This window comes from Thauera propionica, from assembly GCF_002245655.1.
Classification (GTDB): Bacteria; Pseudomonadota; Gammaproteobacteria; order Burkholderiales; family Rhodocyclaceae; genus Thauera; species Thauera propionica.
Genome location: NZ_NOIH01000003.1, coordinates 397095 through 414781 on the forward strand (window position 1 = coordinate 397095; position 17687 = coordinate 414781).

Genomic DNA, 17687 nt, shown 5'->3' on the forward strand with positions numbered 1-17687 from the left:
TGAAATGGACCCAAGACTCGTCGAGATCGCCCTGCGCAAGCAGCGCCTGCAGCTTCGCGCCGAAACACAGCGCGACGACATGACTTATCGCCTGCGCGGCATCGATGCAACGCTCGATCGCATCGATGCCGCGCGCGAGCACCTCGCCTGGGCAAAGGAAAAGGCACCGCTGCTGTCGATTGGTGTGCTGACCGTTCTGGCGCTCAAACCCCGCCTCACCCTGCGCCTGGCCAGGCGCGCCTGGGTCGGCTGGCTGCTGCTGCGCCAGGCCCGCGGCCGCCCGCTGGCGGCGCTGCTGCCCATGGCCGCCCCCGTGCTGGGACGGCTGCTCGGCGTACTCAGCCGCGCGATTTCGCAGCGGGCAGCACGAGGTTGAGCAGCACGGCGACCACACCGCACAGGCTCACGCCCTGCAGGGTCAGGCCGTCGAAGTTCAGTGCCAGGCCGCCGATCCCCATCACCAGCACCGCAGACACGATCACGAGATTGCGCGGCTCGTCCAGATCGACCCGCGCCTTGATCAGCGTGTTCAGGCCGATGCTGGCCACCGAGCCGAACATCAGCATCATGATGCCGCCCATCACCGGCACCGGAATCGTCGCCAGTAGCGCATTGAACTTGCCGAAGAAGGCCAGGATGATCGCAAGCACCGCGGCCCAGGTCATGATCGCCGGGTTGTAGTTCCTGGTCAGCGTCACCGCGCCGGTCACTTCCGAGTAGGTGGTGATCGGCGGACCGCCGACCATGCCGGCGAACAGCACGCCCAGCCCGTCGCCCGCCAGCGTGCGGTGCAGGCCCGGTTTCTCGGTGTAGTCCTTGCCCGTCACGCCGCCGATCGCCAGCACGTCGCCGACGTGCTCGATCGCCGGAGCCAGCGCCACCGGCAGCATGAACAGGATCGCCGCCAGCTCGAAGCTCGGAGCGACGAAGGTCGGCATCGAGAACCATGGCGCCTCGGCCACCTTGCCGAAGTCGACCAGGCCGAACAGGATCGCCGCGAAGTAACCCGCGGCCACGCCGGCCAGGATCGGCACCAGCTTGAAGAAACCGCGCGCGAATACCGCCACCATCACCGTGGTGCCGAAGGCGATCGCCGCCACCGTCAGCGCGGTGGCGTAGGGTACGAGCTCGATCTTGCCGTCACCGCTGCGCCCCATCGCCATGTTGACCCCGACCGCAGCCAGCGACAGGCCGATGATCATGATGATCGGCCCGACCACGACCGGCGGCATGTAGCGGTGCACGATTTCGGCGCCGTGCTTCCATACCAGGCCGGCAAAGAGGAAATACATCACTGACACGCAGGCCAGCGCCCCCATCGTTGCCGGCACGCCCCAGGTCTGGATGCTGAAGATGATCGGCGCGATGAAGGCGAAGCTGGAGCCGAGGAAGATCGGCACCTGGCGCCCGGTAACAAGCTGGAACAGCAAGGTGCCGACGCCCGCACCGAGCAGGGCCAGGCTCGGGTTGAGGCCGGTCAGCAGGGGCACCAGCACCAGCGCGCCGAAGGCGACGAACAGGATCTGGGCTCCGGAGATCGCCTGGCGCCACAACGGATCGGGCGACTGGATCGGGATTTCACGCATGGTCGTTCTCCGCCCCTCGGCACCGGCCGCGGCCGGCGGGGCATTGTCGTTTTAGGAAAGGGGATGGCACGCCGCCGCGTGCCGCAGCTCAGTTGTGGCGGGTGCCGAAGATCTTGTCGCCCGCGTCGCCGAGTCCGGGAATGATGTAGCCGTGCTCGTTGAGGTGGCTGTCGATGCTGGCGGTGAAGATCTCGACGTCGGGGTGCCTCTCGTTCATCAGCGCGATCCCTTCCGGCGCCGCCACCAGCACCAGCGCGCGCACCTGGGTGCAGCCCTTGCGCTTGAGCATGTCGACCGTCGCCACCATCGAGCCACCGGTGGCCAGCATCGGGTCGATGATCAAGGCCATGCGTTCGCCGAGCTGACCAACGAACTTCTCGAAATACGGCTCGGGCTGCAAGGTCTCCTCGTCGCGGGCGATCCCAACCACGCTCACCTTGGCGCTCGGCACCATGTCGAGGACGCCGTCGAGCATGCCCAGCCCGGCGCGCAGGATCGGCACCACGGTGACCTTCTTGCCCTTGATCTGCTCGATCTCCACCGGTCCGGCCCAGCCCTGGATCTCGATTGTTTCCAGCGGGAAATCCTTGCATGCCTCGTAGGCCAGCAGGCGCGCGATCTCGGCAGTCAGTTCGCGGAATTTCTTGGTGCTGATGTCAGCCTCGCGCATCAGGCCGATCTTGTGGCGCACGAGCGGATGGCGGATTTCGTGGATGGGCATGGCGGATTCCGGGCGAGGGGACGATGAGCGCCTCTTTTACCGCGCCGATGTCCCGCGCACAAGCGCACAAGCCGCAAATTCCGCGCGGCGTTAGGCGCTAAAATGGCGGGCCCGAACACGCGCAGGGCGTCCGGCCCGCGGCCATCGACATGTCCCAAGACCTCGAACAGATCAAACGCGCCATGGACGAGGCCGACTGCCTCGCTGACGACGCCACCGTGGAGGCGGCGCTCGACAGCATGGCCGAAGCCATTACCGCCCGCCTCGCCGACCGCAACCCCCTCGTGTATGCGGTGATGAACGGCGGCCTCATCTTTGCCGGCCGCATCCTGCCGCGCCTGCCCTTCCCGCTCGAAGTCGCCTACCTGCACGCCACGCGCTATGGGCATGCGCTGCAGGGCACCCTGCTCGACTGGCGCGTGCGCCCCACGCAGGACCTGCGCGACCGTACCGTGCTGGTGCTGGACGACATCCTCGACGAAGGCCACACCCTGAAGGCCATCATCGAGCACCTGAAGGAAGAAGGCGCCGCCGAGGTGCTGTCGGCGGTGCTGGTGCACAAGCTTCACGACCGCAAGGCATCCCCGGGAATGCGCGCCGACTTCAGCGGGCTCGACATCGCCGACCGCTTCCTGTTCGGCTGCGGCATGGACTACAAGGGCTACTGGCGCAACGCACCGGGCATCTACGCGGTCAAGGGGCTGTAAGCCCACAAACCGTCAAGGAGACACGCATGCTTTACACCTTCAAGTCTGCGGCCAGCGCCGACGTGCTGATGCTGGGCGAGCCGGCGAAGAAACTCGTCGCCCTGATCGGCAAGGATCCGGCCGATACGCAGGGCATCGTCACCGTCGAGCAGCTGCCCGGCGCCATCGCCCGCCTGCGCGCAGCCATCGAGGAGGACCGCGCGCGTCAGGCCGAACTGGAGCGCCAGCGTTCGGCCGACGACGAAGCGGCCGATCGCGAAGCCGGCCGCAGCGGCATGGCGGCTCCGGTCGGGCTCGCCCAGCGTGCGTGGCCGCTGCTCGACATGATGGAAGCCTCGCTGAAGGAAGAAACCCCGGTCATCTGGACGACCTGAGCACACGCGCGTCGCGGATCGCCGGCGGCGCACTGACGAAGCATCCGTCGACCTCGCGCATCTGCGCGCAACCGATCAGGCCGAGCGTGCGCTCCATCTCGCTGCGCAGGATCTCCACCGCCCGCGCCGCCCCTGCGTGGCCGGCCGCTGCCAGACCGTACAGGGTCGCACGTCCCGACAAGGCCGCATCGGCGCCCAGTGCGCGCGCCTTGACGAAATCGCTGCCGCGGCGGAATCCGCTGTCGACGATCACGGTCATGCCGGGCCCGACGGCCTCGCGCACCGCGGCCAGCATCTCGACCGGCGCCGGGCAGGTGTCGAGTTGACGACCCCCGTGGTTGGTCACGATCACGCCGTCCGCCCCCGCCTCGCGCGCCCGCAGCGCATCCTCGGGCAGCACCACCCCCTTCACCAGCAACATGCGCGGCCATAGGTCGCGCAGCCAGCGCACGTCGTCCCAGGTCAGCGAGGTATCCATCTGCGTCGCGAGAAAGGCGGCTGCGTTCTTCGCACTGTCCATGCCCGGCGGCAGAAAATCGCCCAGGTTGCGAAAGCGCGGCACGCCGTGCGGCACCAGCACGTCGAACACCCAGCGCGGGTGCAGCGCGACGTCGAGCAGATTGGCGAGGCTGAGCTTCATCGGCGCGCGGTAGTTGCGCCGGTCCCACTCGCGGTTGCCGAACACCGAGGCGTCGGTCGTCAGCACGATCGCCTCGCTGCCGGCACGCTCGGCACGCTTGACCACCGACGCGAGGTTGGCGCGGTCCTTGAACGGATAGATCTGCATCCAGTGGCGCACGCCGGTCGCCGCCACCTCCTCCAGCGCCACGGTCGACACCATGCTCTGGCACAGCGGAATGCCGGCCTCGCGCGCCACCTCGGCCAGCACGCGGTCGCCCTCGTGCGTCAGCAGGCCGTTGAAGCCGGTCGGCGCGATGATGGCCGGCAGCGCAATATCCTGGCCGAACAGCGGCACCGCCAGCGTGCGTCGCGACACATCGACCAGGGTGCGCGGCAGCAGCAGGATCTCGTCCAGCGCACGACGATTGCGCGCCAGCGTGATCTCGTCGTCGGCGCCACCCTCAAGGTACTCGAGGCAGAAGTTGGGCAGGCGGCGGACGGCCATCGCCCGAAGCTCTGCGATGCTCTGGGCGCGGGCCGGGTTGGCCCCGCGGTACAAGCTGCGTCTGGTGCTCACGGAAGATATCCGGCGGTTAGGGCGAAGTCGCGGATTCTACCGCCGGCGCCGTGCCGGTCCCGCAGCCATCGCGCCACTTGATCCCGGCCAAGGCGACGGACCGACGGACGATCGACAATCGCCGCTCAGTCTTCGCCAGGAACGCCCGCCATGTCCGGCCGCCACCCCGACCTGCCGCTCGTCTATGCCTGCTCCGGCTGCTCCAGCGCCGCGCAGCTGGCCAACCACGTCGCGCTGCGGCTCGACCGCGAGGGCGAGGCCGAGATGTCCTGCATTGCCGGGGTGGGCGGCAACGTGCCGCATCTGGTGAAGATCGCGCAGTCGGGCCGGCCGATCCTCGCCCTCGACGGTTGCGTGCTCGAATGCACCCGCAGCAGCCTGGCGCAGCGCAGCGTCGTGCCCACGCAGCATGTGCTGCTCAACGAGCAGGGTGTCAGGAAGCGCTATGCCAGCGACTTCGACCCCACCCAGGCGGAGCAGGTGTTCAACCAGGCTCGCGCCCTGGTGCGCGCCATGCGGACTCGCTCGGGCGAGGACGACTGAACAGGCTCAGCTGCGCAGCCGTCGCGCGGTATCCACCAGCGCCTGCGCCAGCTTGTCGAGCGCCTCGCGCTGCGCCGGGTCGCGCAGGCGCCCATCGTCGCCGACCGCCTCACCCGCCTTGCCGATCGCGAGCTGCTGCGGAATCACCTGCAGGCCCAGATAGCCGAGGATGTCGCGCACGTGGAACAGCACGCGCATGCCGCCGAGCGCGCCCGGCGAGGTGCCGACCACAGCCGCGGCGCGCCCCGCATACACCGCACCGCCCGAGCGCGCACGGTCCGCCGGGTTCGGCCGCGAGCACCAGTCGAGCGCGTTCTTGAGCAGCGGGGTGATCGAGCCGTTGTACTCCGGATTCACCACCAGCAACCCGTCAGCGGCCGCGAGGCGCTGCTGCAGGCTAACGATGCCCTCTGGCAGCCCCGACTCCGCCTCGAGATCGCCGTTGTAGAGCGGCGCGGGGTGGTCAGCCAGCTCGACCAGATCGACTTCGGCCCCGGCCGCCTCCAGCGGAGCGACACATGCGGCGGCCACCTTGCGCGACAGCGCATCACGCCGGCTGCTGCCGGCCATCACGACAATGCGGGGAGAACTCATGGGCGTGGGCTCCTGAAGGGTGACAGGCGATTGGACACCGATCGGCCCCAAGGTTCGCACGCCACCTTGAATCGCCAGCCGGCGGCCGCATATAAGAAAAATCTGATCAAAGGAGCCCTGGCATGAGCGACGCCCTCCACCTCGTCTGCCCCCACTGCGATGCCGTCAATCGCATTCCTGCCGACCGCCTGAGCGACGCGCCGGCCTGCGGCAAATGCAAGCAGCCGATCTTCCGCGCCGAACCTCTGGAACTGACTGCCGGCAGCTTCGACCGTCACGTCGGTCGCAACGACATCCCGGTGCTGGTGGACTTCTGGGCCCCGTGGTGCGGCCCTTGCCGCATGATGGCGCCCGCCTTCGCCGAAGCCGCCCGCCAGCTCGAACCCCAGGTCCGGCTCGCGAAGCTCGACACCGAAGCGGAACAGGCCATCGCCGCGCGCTTCGGCATTCGCAGCATCCCGACACTGGCGCTGTTTCGCGGCGGACGCGAAATCGCACGCCAGGCCGGCGCAATGGGTGCCGCCGACATCGTGCGCTGGGTGCGCGCCCACCTCTGAGTGCAGCGCCCCGGCGCGGCTCAGGCCGGCATGGCGTCCAGCCGCTCGAACCAGGGCTGACGCAGCGCCTCCGGCACGAAGCTCGCTTCCAGGCTGTTGCGCGCGATGCGCTTCAGCTCCGCCCGGCTCAAGCCCAGCGCCCGCGCGGTGTCGACATAGTTCTGCGCGATGTAGCCGCCGAAGTAGGCGGGGTCGTCGGAATTGATCGTCACCTTCAGCCCGGCGTCGAGCAACTGCTTCAGGCTGTGCTGCTCCAGGCGCTGGAAGACACAGAGCTTCACGTTGGACAGCGGACACACCGTCAGCGCCACCTGTTCGCGCGCCAGGCGGGCCATCAGCGCCGGGTCTTCGGCCGCACGCACGCCGTGGTCGATGCGCTCGACGCCGAGCAGATCCAGCGCCTCGACGATGTAGGCCGGCGGCCCCTCCTCGCCGGCGTGGGCGACGATGTGCAGGCCCAGCTCGCGACAGCGGGCGAACAGGCGCGCGAACTTGCTCGGCGGATGCCCCTTCTCGGACGAATCCAGGCCGACGCCGTGAATGCGTGCCAGATGCGGCAGCGCCTGCTGCAGCGTGGCAAAGCCGTCCTCCTCGCTGAGATGGCGCAGGAAGCACAGGATCAGCCGCGAGCTTATGCCCCAGCGCACCTGCGCCTCGCCACACGCGCGCTCCAGCCCGTCGAGCACGGTCTCGAAGGCGATGCCGCGCGCGGTATGGGTCTGCGGGTCGAAGAACAGCTCGGCATGCACCACGCCGTCCGCGCGCGCGCGCGCGAAGTAGGCCATCGCCAGGTCGAAGAAGTCGCGCTCGTGGATCAGCGCGGCCGCCCCCGCGTAGTACAGGTCGAGGAAGCTCTGCAGGTCGCTGAAGGCATAGGCGGCGCGCGTGGCCTCGACACTGTCCCACGGCAGCGCAACGCCGTTGCGGCGCGCCAGCTCGAACATCATCTCGGGCTCGAGGGAGCCCTCGATGTGCAGGTGCAACTCCGCCTTGGGCAAGGCGCGAACGTAGGCGTCGAGGTCCATCACGGTCTCCGGGGCAGTTGAGGCGTACGCCACATGATACGGCGCCGAAGGCAAGGATCGGCTGCCCCGCCGGAAGGCAACGATGCGTCGCGCGCCCGCATGGCGGCTTCCGCCGAGTCCGGGCCCTTATTCCACAAATATCGTTCGAATAGACGATTACTATAAATTCGCACTTCGTATATAGTCCTTCGCCACAAACAAGAAAAGCCTTTGTAAAGGCTGATCCGACTCCCCGAACGCGAGATGCAAGCGGTGCAATCAATGCACCACCACCCGCCTACACCACCGGCGGATGCAGTGCGTCCCTCTCGAGGAGCCGAACGACGTGAAGATCGACGATGCAGGCCTGAATGCGAATGCGGGAGAGCTGGAGCTCGGCGACGCCGAGATGCTCCGCCGCAAGGCATTCCTCGATTTTGACGAATCCGACGCGATCCATCTGCGCCGACTCCACGCCGCGCTGAATCTCCACGCCGACGACTTCACCCGCGGCTTCTACGCCCACCTGCAGGCATTCGAGGCGACCCGGCGCCTGTTGCCCGACGGCGAGGGGCTGGCGCGGTTGCAGCGCACCCAGGCCGCCTATTTCCAGGGACTGACCGCAGGCAACTACGGTCGCGACTACTTCGAGCACCGCCTGCGCGTAGGCCTCGTCCACCAGCGCGTCGGCCTCGCGCCGGAGTGGTATCTGGGTGCCTACGCCAAGTACCTGAGCGGCCTGCTGCCGACGATCTGCGAGCACTTCGGCGACGATCGCGAAGGCTTCATCGCCACGATGCGAGCCTTCATCAAGGTGGTCCTGCTGGACATGGGGCTGGCGATCGACGCCTACATCCAGGCGCGCGACCAGACCATCCTCGGCCTCAAGAACTACGCCGAACTCGTATTCGACAGCATGCACGACGGCATCGTCGTGCTCTCGCCCGAACTGTCCATCGAGTCGTGCAACCGCCGCTTCCTCGACCTGCTCGGCGAGGACACCGCGCCGCCGCTCAACCGTCCGCTCGCCGACGTGCTGCGGGCCGACGACCTGGACGCCGCGATTCGTGCCCTCCTCCACGGCGGGACGGCGGTACGCGACCGGATCTTCTCGCTGCAGCTCGTGCGCCGCCGCACGCAGAGCCGCGCCCGCATCACGCTCAAGCGGGTATGTCTCGGCGACGAGCGCGACCGGGTGCTGATGGTGGTCGAGGAGATCAGCCACGAGGAATGGCTACGCCTGCAGGCCGAAGAGCGTCTCGCCCGCAGCGAAGCCCTGCTCCGCCAGGCGCAGGCCGTCGCCCGCATCGGCAGCTGGCGCATCGAGCCGGAGGGCCCCGATCCCGAGGCGCTCGAATGGTCGGAGGAAACCTATCGCCTGTTCGGCATCCCGGTCGGCACGCGTGTCACCTACGCTGACTTCCTCGCACGCGTCCATCCCGAGGACCGCGAACGTGTCGAAGCCGCCTGGGACACCGCCCGCCAGGGCCAGCCCTACCAGGTCGAGCACCGCATCGAGATCGACGGCGAAACGCGCTGGCTCGAGGAACGTGCCGAACTCTGCCAGGACGCCGAAGGCCGGCTGTACTGGGCGATCGGCACGGTGCAGGATGTCACGGAGCGCAAGCGCAGCGACGGCCGCATCGAAAAGCTCGCCTACTACGACGCCCTGACCGAACTGCCGAACCGCAGCTACTTCCGCGAAAGCCTGAAGAAGAAACTCGCGCTCGCACGCGCGCAGGGCCATCCGCTGGCGCTGCTGTTCATTGACCTGGACCGCTTCAAGGAGATCAACGACACCCAGGGCCATCAGGCCGGCGACCGGGTGCTGGCCGAAGTCGCCCGCCGATTCCGCGACACGGTGCGCCAAGACGAGTTGCTGGCCCGGCTCGGCGGCGACGAATTCGTCGTAGTCGCCGACGACACCGACCGCCAGGGCGCGGAGGCCATCGCGCTCCGCCTGCTGGCGGAAATGCGCAAGCCCGTCGGCGTGCGCGGCATCGATTTCCCGCTTGGCGCCAGCATCGGCATCGCGGTCTATCCGGACGACGCCACCAGCGTGCAGAACCTGATCAAGCATGCCGACATCGCCATGTACCGCGCCAAGAGCGCCGGCGGCGGCCACCGCTTCTACAGCCCGGAGATGGGCGAGCGCCTGCGCCGCGACCTCGAGCTGGTGCAGCGCTTCGGCCAGGCACTGCACAACGGCTGCCTGCAACTGCACTACCAGCCCAAGGTTTCGCTGGCCGACGGCACGCTCACCGGCGTCGAAGCGCTGCTGCGCTGGCACGACCCCGACTGGGGCTGGGTGTCTCCGGCAGATTTCCTGCCCGTCATCGAGGAACGCGGCATGATGGTGCGCCTGGGCGAATGGGTGCTGGCCGAGGCCTGCCGCCAGCTGTGTGCATGGCGCGACGCCGGGTTACCCCTGCCGCCCCGCGTCGCCATCAACATCTCCGCGCACCAGATCGACGAAAAGGACTTTGCCGAGCGGGCGCTGGCGATCATCGAGGGTGCGGCACTGCCCCCTTCGCGCTTCGAGATCGAGCTCACCGAATCGAGCATGATGCGCGACCCGCGCTGTGCCATGGACGTCATGCAGGCGCTGGTGGAAGCAGGCTTCGCGTTCTCCATCGACGACTTCGGCACAGGCTATTCGTCCCTGTCGTATCTCAAGCGCTTCCCGGTGCACACGCTGAAGATCGACCGCTCCTTCGTGCGCGACATGTTCGAGGACGGCAGCGACCACGGCATCGTGCGCACGATCATCGCCATGGCGCAGAACCTCGGGCTCACGCCGCTGGCCGAGGGCGTCGAGGACGCCCTCCAGGCCGCAAGCCTGCAGGCACTCGGCTGCCGCGAAGCGCAGGGCTTCCATTTCGGCCGCCCCCTGCCCGCCGCCGACTTCGCGGAAACCTGGCTGCGGCCATCCCGTTCCACCGACTCGCTGTAAGCCCCGACAAACCCAATCGCAGGCCCCATCAAGACCGGCCGCATCGAGACAGACAAAGGAGACCCGATTCATGCGCAGCAACTTGCCCGTGACTCAACGCAATGTGCCCGTCCCGGAGGGCACGACGATCGTCACGCGAACCGACGCCAAGGGGCGCATCGAGTACGCCAACGACGCCTTCGTCAGCATCTCCGGTTTTGCACGCGAGGAGTTGATGGGCCAGCCGCACAACCTGGTGCGGCACCCCGACATGCCCGCCGAGGCCTTCCGCGACATGTGGGCGACGCTCAAGCGCGGCCGCCCGTGGAGCGGGCTGGTCAAGAACCGGCGCAAGGATGGCGACCACTACTGGGTGCGGGCCAATGCCAATCCGCTGCCGGGCGGCGGCTACCATTCGGTGCGCACCGCGCCGAGCGCGCAGGAAATCACCGCCGCCGAAGCGCTGTACGCACGCATGCGCAAGGACGCATCGCTGGCACTGCACGAAGGCAGCGTCGTCCGCCGCGGGGCACTCGCAACGCTGCGCCAGCAGTGGCAGCGCGTGCGGATCTCGCACCGCTTCTGGGCCTGGGCAAGCTTCGCCACCGCGCTCTTCTACCTGTCGATCGCCCTCGGCGTGTACGGCCTGATGCAGGCCCGCGACAGTCTGGACCGCATCTACAGCGACAACATGATCCCGGCACTCCAGCTCGGCACCCTCGCGGAGCATCTGGATGTCGGCCACACCGCCTTACTGCTGGCGATGCAGGCCGCGCCCGGCGGCCTGCAAGCCGCCACGGAGCAGCAACTCGACGCCGCACGCGCGAACCGCGCCGAACTCGAGGGCGGCTGGGCCGAATACGGCCGGATCGCGACCGCGCCGGAGGAACAGGCGCAGGCCCGCGCGTTCGAAGAACCCCTGCAGGCCTGGTGGCGCAAGCTCGACAGCGTCGCCGAACGCATCCGCGCCGGCGACACCGGCACGGCTGCGCTGCAGGCCCTGCTCGACGCCCGGCGCACCGAGGGCGCTGCCACCCACGCCGCGCTCGCCACCCTGCGCGAGCACCACGCCGCGAAGGCCGCGGCCGAGATGCGGCTGATGGAGGATCGGCAGGAGCGCGAGTTCATCATCTACACGATCCTGTTCGGCCTCGGCGTCAGCGTCGGCACCCTGATGGGCTGGAGCGTGCTGCGCCGCCTCAAGCGCGGCTTCGCCGCTGCGGGCGAAGCCGCGCAGGCGATCGCCGCTGGCAACCTCGCCCGACCGGTGGCCGTCGACGGCGAGGACGAGATCGGTCAGCTGCTCGCGCAGATGAGCATCATGCGCAACAACCTGCAGGAGGTCATCGGCGAGCTACGGCACAACATGGACGAGCTGTCGCGGCAGTCACGCGAACTCGGCGCCGCCTCGGCGAACGTCTCGGGTACGGCCGAACAGCAGGCGGCGGCCACCAACAGCATGGCCGCGTCGGTCCAGCAGCTGTCGGTGTCGATTGACCAGGTCGAGTCGAATGCGAGCGAAGCCCGCACCGTGACGCTGGATTCGGCACGGCGCTCGGAGGAAAGCACCCGCATCATCCGCGAGACCATCGACGAGATGCACCGGATCGCCAGCTCGGTGTCCGAGACCGCGTCAAGCATCCGCGAACTCGAAGGCCAGGTGGGCGAGATCTCGGCCATCGTGACCGTGATCCGCGAGATCGCCGACCAAACCAACCTGCTGGCACTCAACGCCGCCATCGAGGCGGCGCGTGCGGGCGAGCAGGGTCGCGGCTTCGCCGTCGTCGCCGACGAGGTGCGCAAGCTCGCCGAGCGCACCAGCTCGGCCACCGTTCAGATCTCTTCGATGATCGGCCCCATCCAGGCCAAGGCCAGCGCCGCCGGCAGCAGCATGGACCATGGCGTGTCGCGGGTTCAGGCCGGCGTGGCGCTCGCGTCGCGCGCGGGGGACGAACTGCACGAGATGCGCCAGGGCAGCACGCAGGTCACCGAGGCAGTGGATGCCATCACCCTCGCGCTGCAGGAGCAGGCCGCAGCGGCGCGCGAGATCGCCGGCCGCGTGGAGCATGTGTCGCAAGGCACGGACGAGATGGTCGCCACCTCACGCCAGACCGACGAGGCGGCCTTCGGCCTGCAGCGCCTGGCGATGGGGCTGGCGGAACTGTCAGGCAAGTTCCGCACGGCGTGATGCGTGCAGGCGGGGCGCGATCGGCCCCGCCTGCACCGTTCAATCAGGCGCCTAGCATCGCGCCGCCCACGCCCGCCACCAACAGGCCGGCGACACGCTTGATCGCGTTGCCGACGCGCGTTTCGGGCATCCAGCGCGCAATTGCGTAGCCCGCGCCGTGCAGCAGCGCAGTGGCGAGCGCAAAGCCTGCCGCGTAGGTCACGAGGCTGGCACCGCCCATCTCGGCATGGTGGGCATGGCCGTGGAACAGCGCGAAGGCCGCAACCAGCGGCAGGCTGACAGTCAGCGGCAGGCGCGCGGCAAGCGCGATCAACAGACCGAACACCAGCATCGAGGCAGCGATGCCCGCCTCCACCGCCGGCAGCGCCACCCCGATCGCGCCCAGGCCGGCGCCGGCAAGCATCGCCAGCACGAAGCCGGCGGGCAGCATCCAGCGCGTGGCGCCGGGCTGGCGCGCGGCATACAGACCGACGGCCAGCATCGCCAGCAGGTGGTCGAGGCCGCCCAGCGGGTGGGTGAAGCCGGTGAAGAAGCTGGCCGATTCGTGGCCGGGGTGGGCGAGCGCGGCGCCCGATGCGGTGGCGAGGACGACAGCGGCAAGCGCGGAGCGGGTCTTCATGGTGTTTTCTCCTGCAGATGAATGTTGCGCGCGGCGGCTCAGGCAGCGACCAGCATGCCCTGACGCTCGATGAAGTCGATGATATCGGCAAGCCCCTGCCCCGTCTTCTGGTTGGAGAAGATGAAGGGGCGCGTGCCGCGCATCCTGCGCGCATCGCGGTCCATGACCTCGAGCGAGGCACCCACCAGCGGGGCGAGGTCGATCTTGTTGATCACCAGCAGATCGCTGCGGGTGATGCCGGGGCCGCCCTTGCGCGGGATCTTGTCGCCGGCCGACACGTCGATGACGTAGATCGTCAGGTCGGACAGCTCGGGCGAGAAGGTCGCCGCCAGGTTGTCGCCGCCGGACTCGACGAAGATGATGTCCAGTCCGGGAAAGCGCATGTTGAGCCGATCGACCGCCTCGAGATTGATCGACGCGTCCTCGCGGATCGCGGTGTGCGGGCAGCCGCCAGTCTCGACGCCGATGATGCGCTCGGGCGCCAGTGCCTCATTGCGCACCAGGAACTGGGCGTCCTCGGCGGTGTAGATGTCGTTGGTGACGACGGCGATGTTGTACCGGTCGCGCAGCGCCAGGCACAGCGCCAGCGTCAGCGCGGTCTTGCCGGAGCCGACCGGCCCGCCGATGCCGACGCGCAGCGGGCCGCGGTGATCGGAAATGCTCATGCTCATGATCTGAACAGCCTCGTGTATTGGGTTTCGTGCCGGCTGCTGGCGATCGCCAGCCCCGGGGTGTAGTTGCTCCACTGCGCTTCGGGCAGGCTGCACGCGGCGCCGACCAACTGCGGGATGCGCTGGCCGAGTGCGGCCAGCAGGCGCTGGCCCGCGCTCTGGCCCAGCGGCACCGCCTTCACCGCCGCCATGACCTGGTTCTCGGCCCAGGCCCACAGGTAGGCCGCCAGCGCCTGATCGACCGGCACCTGCCAGGCGGCAGCCGCCGCCGACCAGGCGGTGGGAAAGCACGGTGTGTCGATTGCCAGCAGGCGTGCGCGCCAGCCGGGCAAGGCGGCGAAGGCCTCCAGTTCGGCCAGCAGCTTCACCAGCGACCAGCCCATCTGCACCGTCTCGGCACGCAGCTCGGCGGTCTCGCGGCTGGCGAGGAAATCGCCGTTCAGGCGCGCCACCTCGACGTCATCGCCCGCCGTCCAGGCCGCAAGCTGACAGGCCAGCAGCGGCGCCTCGAAGCGCGCCAGGCTCCACTGCAGCAGGTCGCCGATCCAGGCCGCGGCTTCCGCCTCGGTGCGCACCGTGCCGCTCTCCACCGCCCACTCCAGGCCTTGCGAGTAGGTGTAGGCGCCCACCGGCAGCGCCGGACTGGCCAGTTGCAGCAGGCGCACCAGCGGCAGCAGCCCGGCACCGGCTGCAAGCGGGGTGGCGCCGACCGGCATGTTCAATGACCCGCCATCAGGTGGATGCGCGCGCCGCTGCCATCGCCCGGATGCTGGTGGCCATGCGCATAGGCGCCGGCCTCCGGCTCGAAGGGCGCGCGCAGGCTGCTGACCAGCGCCCCGAGCCCGACCAGCATGCCCTCGAGCACATGGTCGGCCTGGATGCGCAGCCAGTCGCCGCCGGCGTCGCGCCCGACCTGCACGGCGACGTGGCGGTTGCCGAGGTGGTAGGCGGCACGCGCCAGCGCCAACGAGGACGCGCAGCGCGTCTCGAGCAGGTCTTCCGGCGCCGAACGTACCTCGACGATGCGGCCGTCGCGCGACTGCAGCTTCTGGCCGCCGCGCAGGATGGTGCCGCGCGGCAGGAACAAGCCGGCCTCGACGCCGGAGGCGAGTCGCGCGCGCAGGCGGCTCTTGGTGCGTGTGCTGAAATCCAGCTCGAGCACCTCGGTCGCCGGCGCGCCGCCGTCGTAGAGGGCCTCGATCAGCAGCACCGCCGGCGCGGCGTCGGGCATGACGAAGTCTTCGAGCATTTCGTTGTTGATCGGCATGATGCGTCCAGAATTCGGTCAGAACAGGAAATAGCGCTGCGCCATCGGCAGCACCTCGGCCGGTTCGCAGGTGAGGTGCTCGCCGTCGGCGAGCACGACGTAGGTCTCGGGATCGACCTCGATCGTCGGCGTGGCGTCGTTGAGCACCATGTCGGCCTTCGTCACCGTGCGGCAGCCCTTCACCGCCACCAGCCGCTTCTGCAGGCCGAGCGCCGCGATCGCGGGGTTGCCCAGCGCGGCCTGCGACACGAACGTCACCGAGGTCTTCAGCGCCTTGCCGAAGCTGCCGAACATCGGCCGGTAATGCACCGGCTGCGGCGTCGGGATCGAGGCGTTGGGGTCGCCCATCGCCGCGGCGGCGATCATGCCGCCCTTCAGGATCAGGCTCGGCTTGACGCCGAAGAAGGCCGGCCGCCACAGCACCAGATCGGCGAGCTTGCCGGGCTCGATCGAGCCCACCTCGTGTGCGATGCCATGCGTGATCGCCGGGTTGATCGTGTACTTGGCGATATAGCGCCGCACGCGGAAATTGTCGTTGCCGCTACCGGCGTCCTGCGGCAGCGGACCTCGTTGCAGCTTCATCTTGTGCGCGGTCTGCCAGGTGCGGATCACCACTTCGCCGACGCGGCCCATGGCCTGCGAGTCCGACGACATCATCGAGAACGCGCCGGTGTCGTGCAGGATGTCCTCCGCGGCGATGGTCTCGCGCCGGATGCGCGATTCGGCGAAGGCCACGTCCTCGGCAATGGCGGGGTCGAGGTGGTGGCACACCATCAGCATGTCGAGATGCTCGTCGATGGTGTTGATGGTGTAGGGCCGCGTCGGATTGGTCGAAGACGGCAGCACGTTGGGCCGGCTGATCGCCTTGATAATGTCCGGCGCATGGCCGCCACCCGCGCCCTCGGTGTGGAAGGTGTGGATGGTGCGCCCCTTGAAGGCCGCCAGCGTGGTCTCGACGAAGCCGGACTCGTTGAGCGTGTCGGAATGGATGGCGACCTGGATGTCCATCTCGTCCGCCACGTTCAGGCAGTTGTCGATCGCCGCCGGCGTCGTGCCCCAGTCCTCGTGCAGCTTGAGGCCGATCACGCCGGCCGCCACCTGCTCCTTCAGCGGCGCCGGCAGGCTGGCGTTGCCCTTGCCGAAGAAGCCCATGTTCATCGGGAACGCCTCGGCCGCCTCCAGCATGCGGTGAATGTGCCACGGCCCCGGCGTGCAGGTGGTGGCATAGGTGCCGGTCGCCGGCCCGGTGCCGCCGCCGAGCATGGTGGTGACGCCCGACATCAGCGCCTCGTCGATCTGCTGCGGGCAGATCCAGTGGATGTGGCTGTCGATGCCGCCCGCGGTCAGGATCATGCCCTCGCCGGCGATCACCTCGGTGCCGGCGCCGATCGGGATCGTCACCCCGGGCTGGATGTCCGGGTTGCCGCCCTTGCCGATCTTCCAGATGCGCCCGTCCTTCAGGCCGACGTCGGCCTTCACGATGCCGGTCACCGCATCGACGATCAACGCGTTGGTGATGATGGTGTCCGCCACGTCGGCCGAGACGCCCTGGCCCTGCCCCATGCCGTCGCGAATCACCTTGCCGCCGCCGAACTTCACCTCCTCGCCGTAGATCGTGTGGTCCCTTTCAACCTCGATCACCAGCTCGGTGTCGGCCAGCCGGACCTTGTCGCCCACCGTGGGGCCGAACATCTCCGCATACGCGCGGCGCGAGATCGTGCTCATTCCAGCGCTCCCATCACGAGACCGTTGAAGCCATAGACTTCGCACTCGCCGCCCAGCGCCACCAGCTCGATGGTGCGCGACTGTCCCGGCTCGAAGCGCACCGCAGTGCCGGCGGCGATGTTCAGCCGGAAGCCGCGCGCCGCCGCGCGGTCGAAGGCCAGCGCCGAGTTGGTCTCGGAAAAGTGGTAGTGCGAACCGACCTGAATCGGCCGGTCGCCGGTGTTGCTCACCACCAGCGTCAGCGTGGCGCGGCCCGCGTTGAGTTCGATGTCGCCGTCGCGCGGCATGAGTTCTCCGGGAATCATCCTTTTCTCCTGCGTTGGCATCGGGCGTTCAACCGCCGCGGGCGCCGAAACGGTAGTCGCGTACTGCCGGGCGCGTGACTGCGGCCGGCACCTCGGTTTCGGGGAGCAGCTCCACCGGGGCTTCCGCCGCGGGCGCCAGCAGGCGTTCGCGCAGGCGCACCACCATCGTCAGCAGTTCCTCGTCATCCGCGAGTTCCTCGATCTCGTCCAGCACTGCCGCCGCCTGCGCCGGGTCGGCCTGCATCGCGGCGAGGTTGACGCTGCGATCCAGGCTGCGGCGCACCATCAGCTTGAAGCGCGCCAGCAGGCGCGCAGTCTCGAGTTCGGCTTCGCTCATTTCGCTTATGCCACCTGATTGAAGTCACACGATCGGGTTGTGCACCGTGACCAGCTTGGTGCCATCCGGAAAGGTCGCCTCGACCTGGATATCGGGGATCATCTCGGCCACCCCATCCATCACGTCGTCCCGCGTCAGCAGGGTGGCGCCGTGGCTCATCAGCTCGGCTACCGTGCGGCCGTCGCGCGCGCCTTCGAGAATCGCGCAGGTGATGAAGGCGACCGCCTCGGGATAGTTGAGACGCAGGCCGCGAGCGCGGCGACGCTCGGCCAGCAGACCGGCGGTGAAGATCAGTAGCTTGTCCTTCTCGCGTGGGCTCAGTTCCATCGTGTCCTCCGCAGCGCCAGCGCGCCGCCAAC

Annotated in this window: 20 protein-coding genes; 7 read left to right on the forward strand and 13 right to left on the reverse strand. The window is 68.6% G+C overall.

The genetic code is table 11. The features are described from left to right. The first annotated feature begins 4 nt into the window (after positions 1-4). Complete coding sequence (locus CGK74_RS03295) at positions 5-376, forward strand: YqjK family protein (RefSeq protein WP_094267077.1); 372 nt, start codon at positions 5-7, stop codon at positions 374-376. Here CGK74_RS03295 and CGK74_RS03300 read toward each other — a convergent pair. Then, entirely contained in the window at positions 339-1586 is a 1248-nt protein-coding gene (locus tag CGK74_RS03300; protein ID WP_094267078.1) for a uracil-xanthine permease family protein, read from the reverse strand. The genes CGK74_RS03295 and CGK74_RS03300 overlap by 38 nt on opposite strands. Positions 1587-1674: 88 nt before the next feature. Continuing rightward, positions 1675-2307, reverse strand: coding sequence for a uracil phosphoribosyltransferase (gene upp / locus CGK74_RS03305; protein ID WP_094267079.1), 633 nt, complete (start codon positions 2305-2307; stop codon positions 1675-1677). 149 nt (positions 2308-2456) lie between these two features. Here upp and CGK74_RS03310 point away from each other — a divergent pair, with 149 nt between their 5' ends. Then, positions 2457-3014, forward strand: a complete 558-nt coding sequence (locus CGK74_RS03310; RefSeq protein ID WP_094267080.1) for a hypoxanthine-guanine phosphoribosyltransferase — start codon at positions 2457-2459, stop codon at positions 3012-3014. 26 nt (positions 3015-3040) lie between these two features. After that, positions 3041-3388 (forward strand): DUF1840 domain-containing protein, encoded by a 348-nt coding sequence (locus CGK74_RS03315; RefSeq protein ID WP_094267081.1) that lies wholly within the window; start codon positions 3041-3043, stop codon positions 3386-3388. Here the strand turns inward: CGK74_RS03315 and CGK74_RS03320 are convergent. Next, positions 3372-4586, reverse strand: coding sequence for an alpha-hydroxy acid oxidase (locus tag CGK74_RS03320; protein WP_240498603.1), 1215 nt, complete (start codon positions 4584-4586; stop codon positions 3372-3374). The two genes, CGK74_RS03315 and CGK74_RS03320, sit on opposite strands and share 17 nt — an antisense overlap. Before the next feature lie 150 nt (positions 4587-4736). Between CGK74_RS03320 and CGK74_RS03325 the strand changes: the two genes are divergently transcribed. Then, positions 4737-5129 (forward strand): putative zinc-binding protein, encoded by a 393-nt coding sequence (locus CGK74_RS03325; RefSeq protein ID WP_094267083.1) that lies wholly within the window; start codon positions 4737-4739, stop codon positions 5127-5129. A gap of 6 nt (positions 5130-5135) precedes the next feature. Here the strand turns inward: CGK74_RS03325 and CGK74_RS03330 are convergent, their stop codons facing one another. Beyond that, entirely contained in the window at positions 5136-5723 is a 588-nt protein-coding gene (locus tag CGK74_RS03330; RefSeq protein WP_094267084.1) for an NADPH-dependent FMN reductase, read from the reverse strand. A gap of 122 nt (positions 5724-5845) precedes the next feature. Between CGK74_RS03330 and trxC the strand changes: the two genes are divergently transcribed. After that, positions 5846-6280 carry a thioredoxin TrxC gene (gene trxC / locus CGK74_RS03335; protein WP_094267085.1) on the forward strand — a complete coding sequence of 145 codons (435 nt, stop codon included), beginning with the start codon at positions 5846-5848 and terminating at the stop codon, positions 6278-6280. Positions 6281-6300: 20 nt separating this feature from the next. Here trxC and CGK74_RS03340 read toward each other — a convergent pair whose 3' ends face one another. Continuing rightward, on the reverse strand, positions 6301-7305 hold the full coding sequence (locus CGK74_RS03340; protein ID WP_094267086.1) for an adenosine deaminase: 1005 nt from the start codon (positions 7303-7305) through the stop codon (positions 6301-6303). Positions 7306-7630: 325 nt separating this feature from the next. Between CGK74_RS03340 and CGK74_RS03345 the strand changes: the two genes are divergently transcribed. Beyond that, positions 7631-10237 (forward strand): EAL domain-containing protein, encoded by a 2607-nt coding sequence (locus tag CGK74_RS03345; RefSeq protein ID WP_165770034.1) that lies wholly within the window; start codon positions 7631-7633, stop codon positions 10235-10237. 70 nt (positions 10238-10307) lie between these two features. After that, positions 10308-12404: a methyl-accepting chemotaxis protein gene (locus tag CGK74_RS03350; RefSeq protein WP_094267088.1), complete on the forward strand. Its 2097-nt coding sequence runs from the start codon at positions 10308-10310 to the stop codon at positions 12402-12404. A gap of 43 nt (positions 12405-12447) precedes the next feature. Here CGK74_RS03350 and CGK74_RS03355 read toward each other — a convergent pair whose 3' ends face one another. From CGK74_RS03355 to ureA, 8 genes are read right to left on the reverse strand one after another with little or no spacing between them, the layout of a single operon-like run. Then, positions 12448-13023 (reverse strand): HupE/UreJ family protein, encoded by a 576-nt coding sequence (locus CGK74_RS03355; RefSeq protein WP_094267089.1) that lies wholly within the window; start codon positions 13021-13023, stop codon positions 12448-12450. Positions 13024-13061: 38 nt separating this feature from the next. Continuing rightward, positions 13062-13694: an urease accessory protein UreG gene (gene ureG / locus CGK74_RS03360; protein ID WP_206186164.1), complete on the reverse strand. Its 633-nt coding sequence runs from the start codon at positions 13692-13694 to the stop codon at positions 13062-13064. Next, a complete protein-coding gene (locus tag CGK74_RS03365) occupies positions 13691-14410 on the reverse strand; it encodes an urease accessory protein UreF (protein ID WP_094267091.1) in 720 nt (239 codons plus the stop codon). Before CGK74_RS03365 ends, ureG begins: the two co-directional genes overlap by 4 nt. 2 nt (positions 14411-14412) lie before the next feature. Continuing rightward, on the reverse strand, positions 14413-14961 hold the full coding sequence (ureE, locus tag CGK74_RS03370) for an urease accessory protein UreE (RefSeq protein WP_094267092.1): 549 nt from the start codon (positions 14959-14961) through the stop codon (positions 14413-14415). A gap of 18 nt (positions 14962-14979) precedes the next feature. Beyond that, positions 14980-16686, reverse strand: coding sequence for an urease subunit alpha (gene ureC / locus CGK74_RS03375; protein ID WP_094267093.1), 1707 nt, complete (start codon positions 16684-16686; stop codon positions 14980-14982). Beyond that, positions 16683-16991, reverse strand: a complete 309-nt coding sequence (locus tag CGK74_RS03380; protein WP_094267094.1) for an urease subunit beta — start codon at positions 16989-16991, stop codon at positions 16683-16685. The genes ureC and CGK74_RS03380 overlap by 4 nt, the downstream gene beginning before the upstream one ends. 28 nt (positions 16992-17019) lie before the next feature. Beyond that, the gene (locus CGK74_RS03385) at positions 17020-17328 is read right to left on the reverse strand and encodes a hypothetical protein (RefSeq protein WP_094267095.1); all 309 of its coding nucleotides are present in this window, start codon (positions 17326-17328) and stop codon (positions 17020-17022) included. A 24-nt stretch (positions 17329-17352) separates the two neighbouring features. After that, positions 17353-17655: an urease subunit gamma gene (gene ureA, locus CGK74_RS03390; protein WP_094267096.1), complete on the reverse strand. Its 303-nt coding sequence runs from the start codon at positions 17653-17655 to the stop codon at positions 17353-17355. Between the last annotated feature and the right edge of the window lie 32 nt (positions 17656-17687).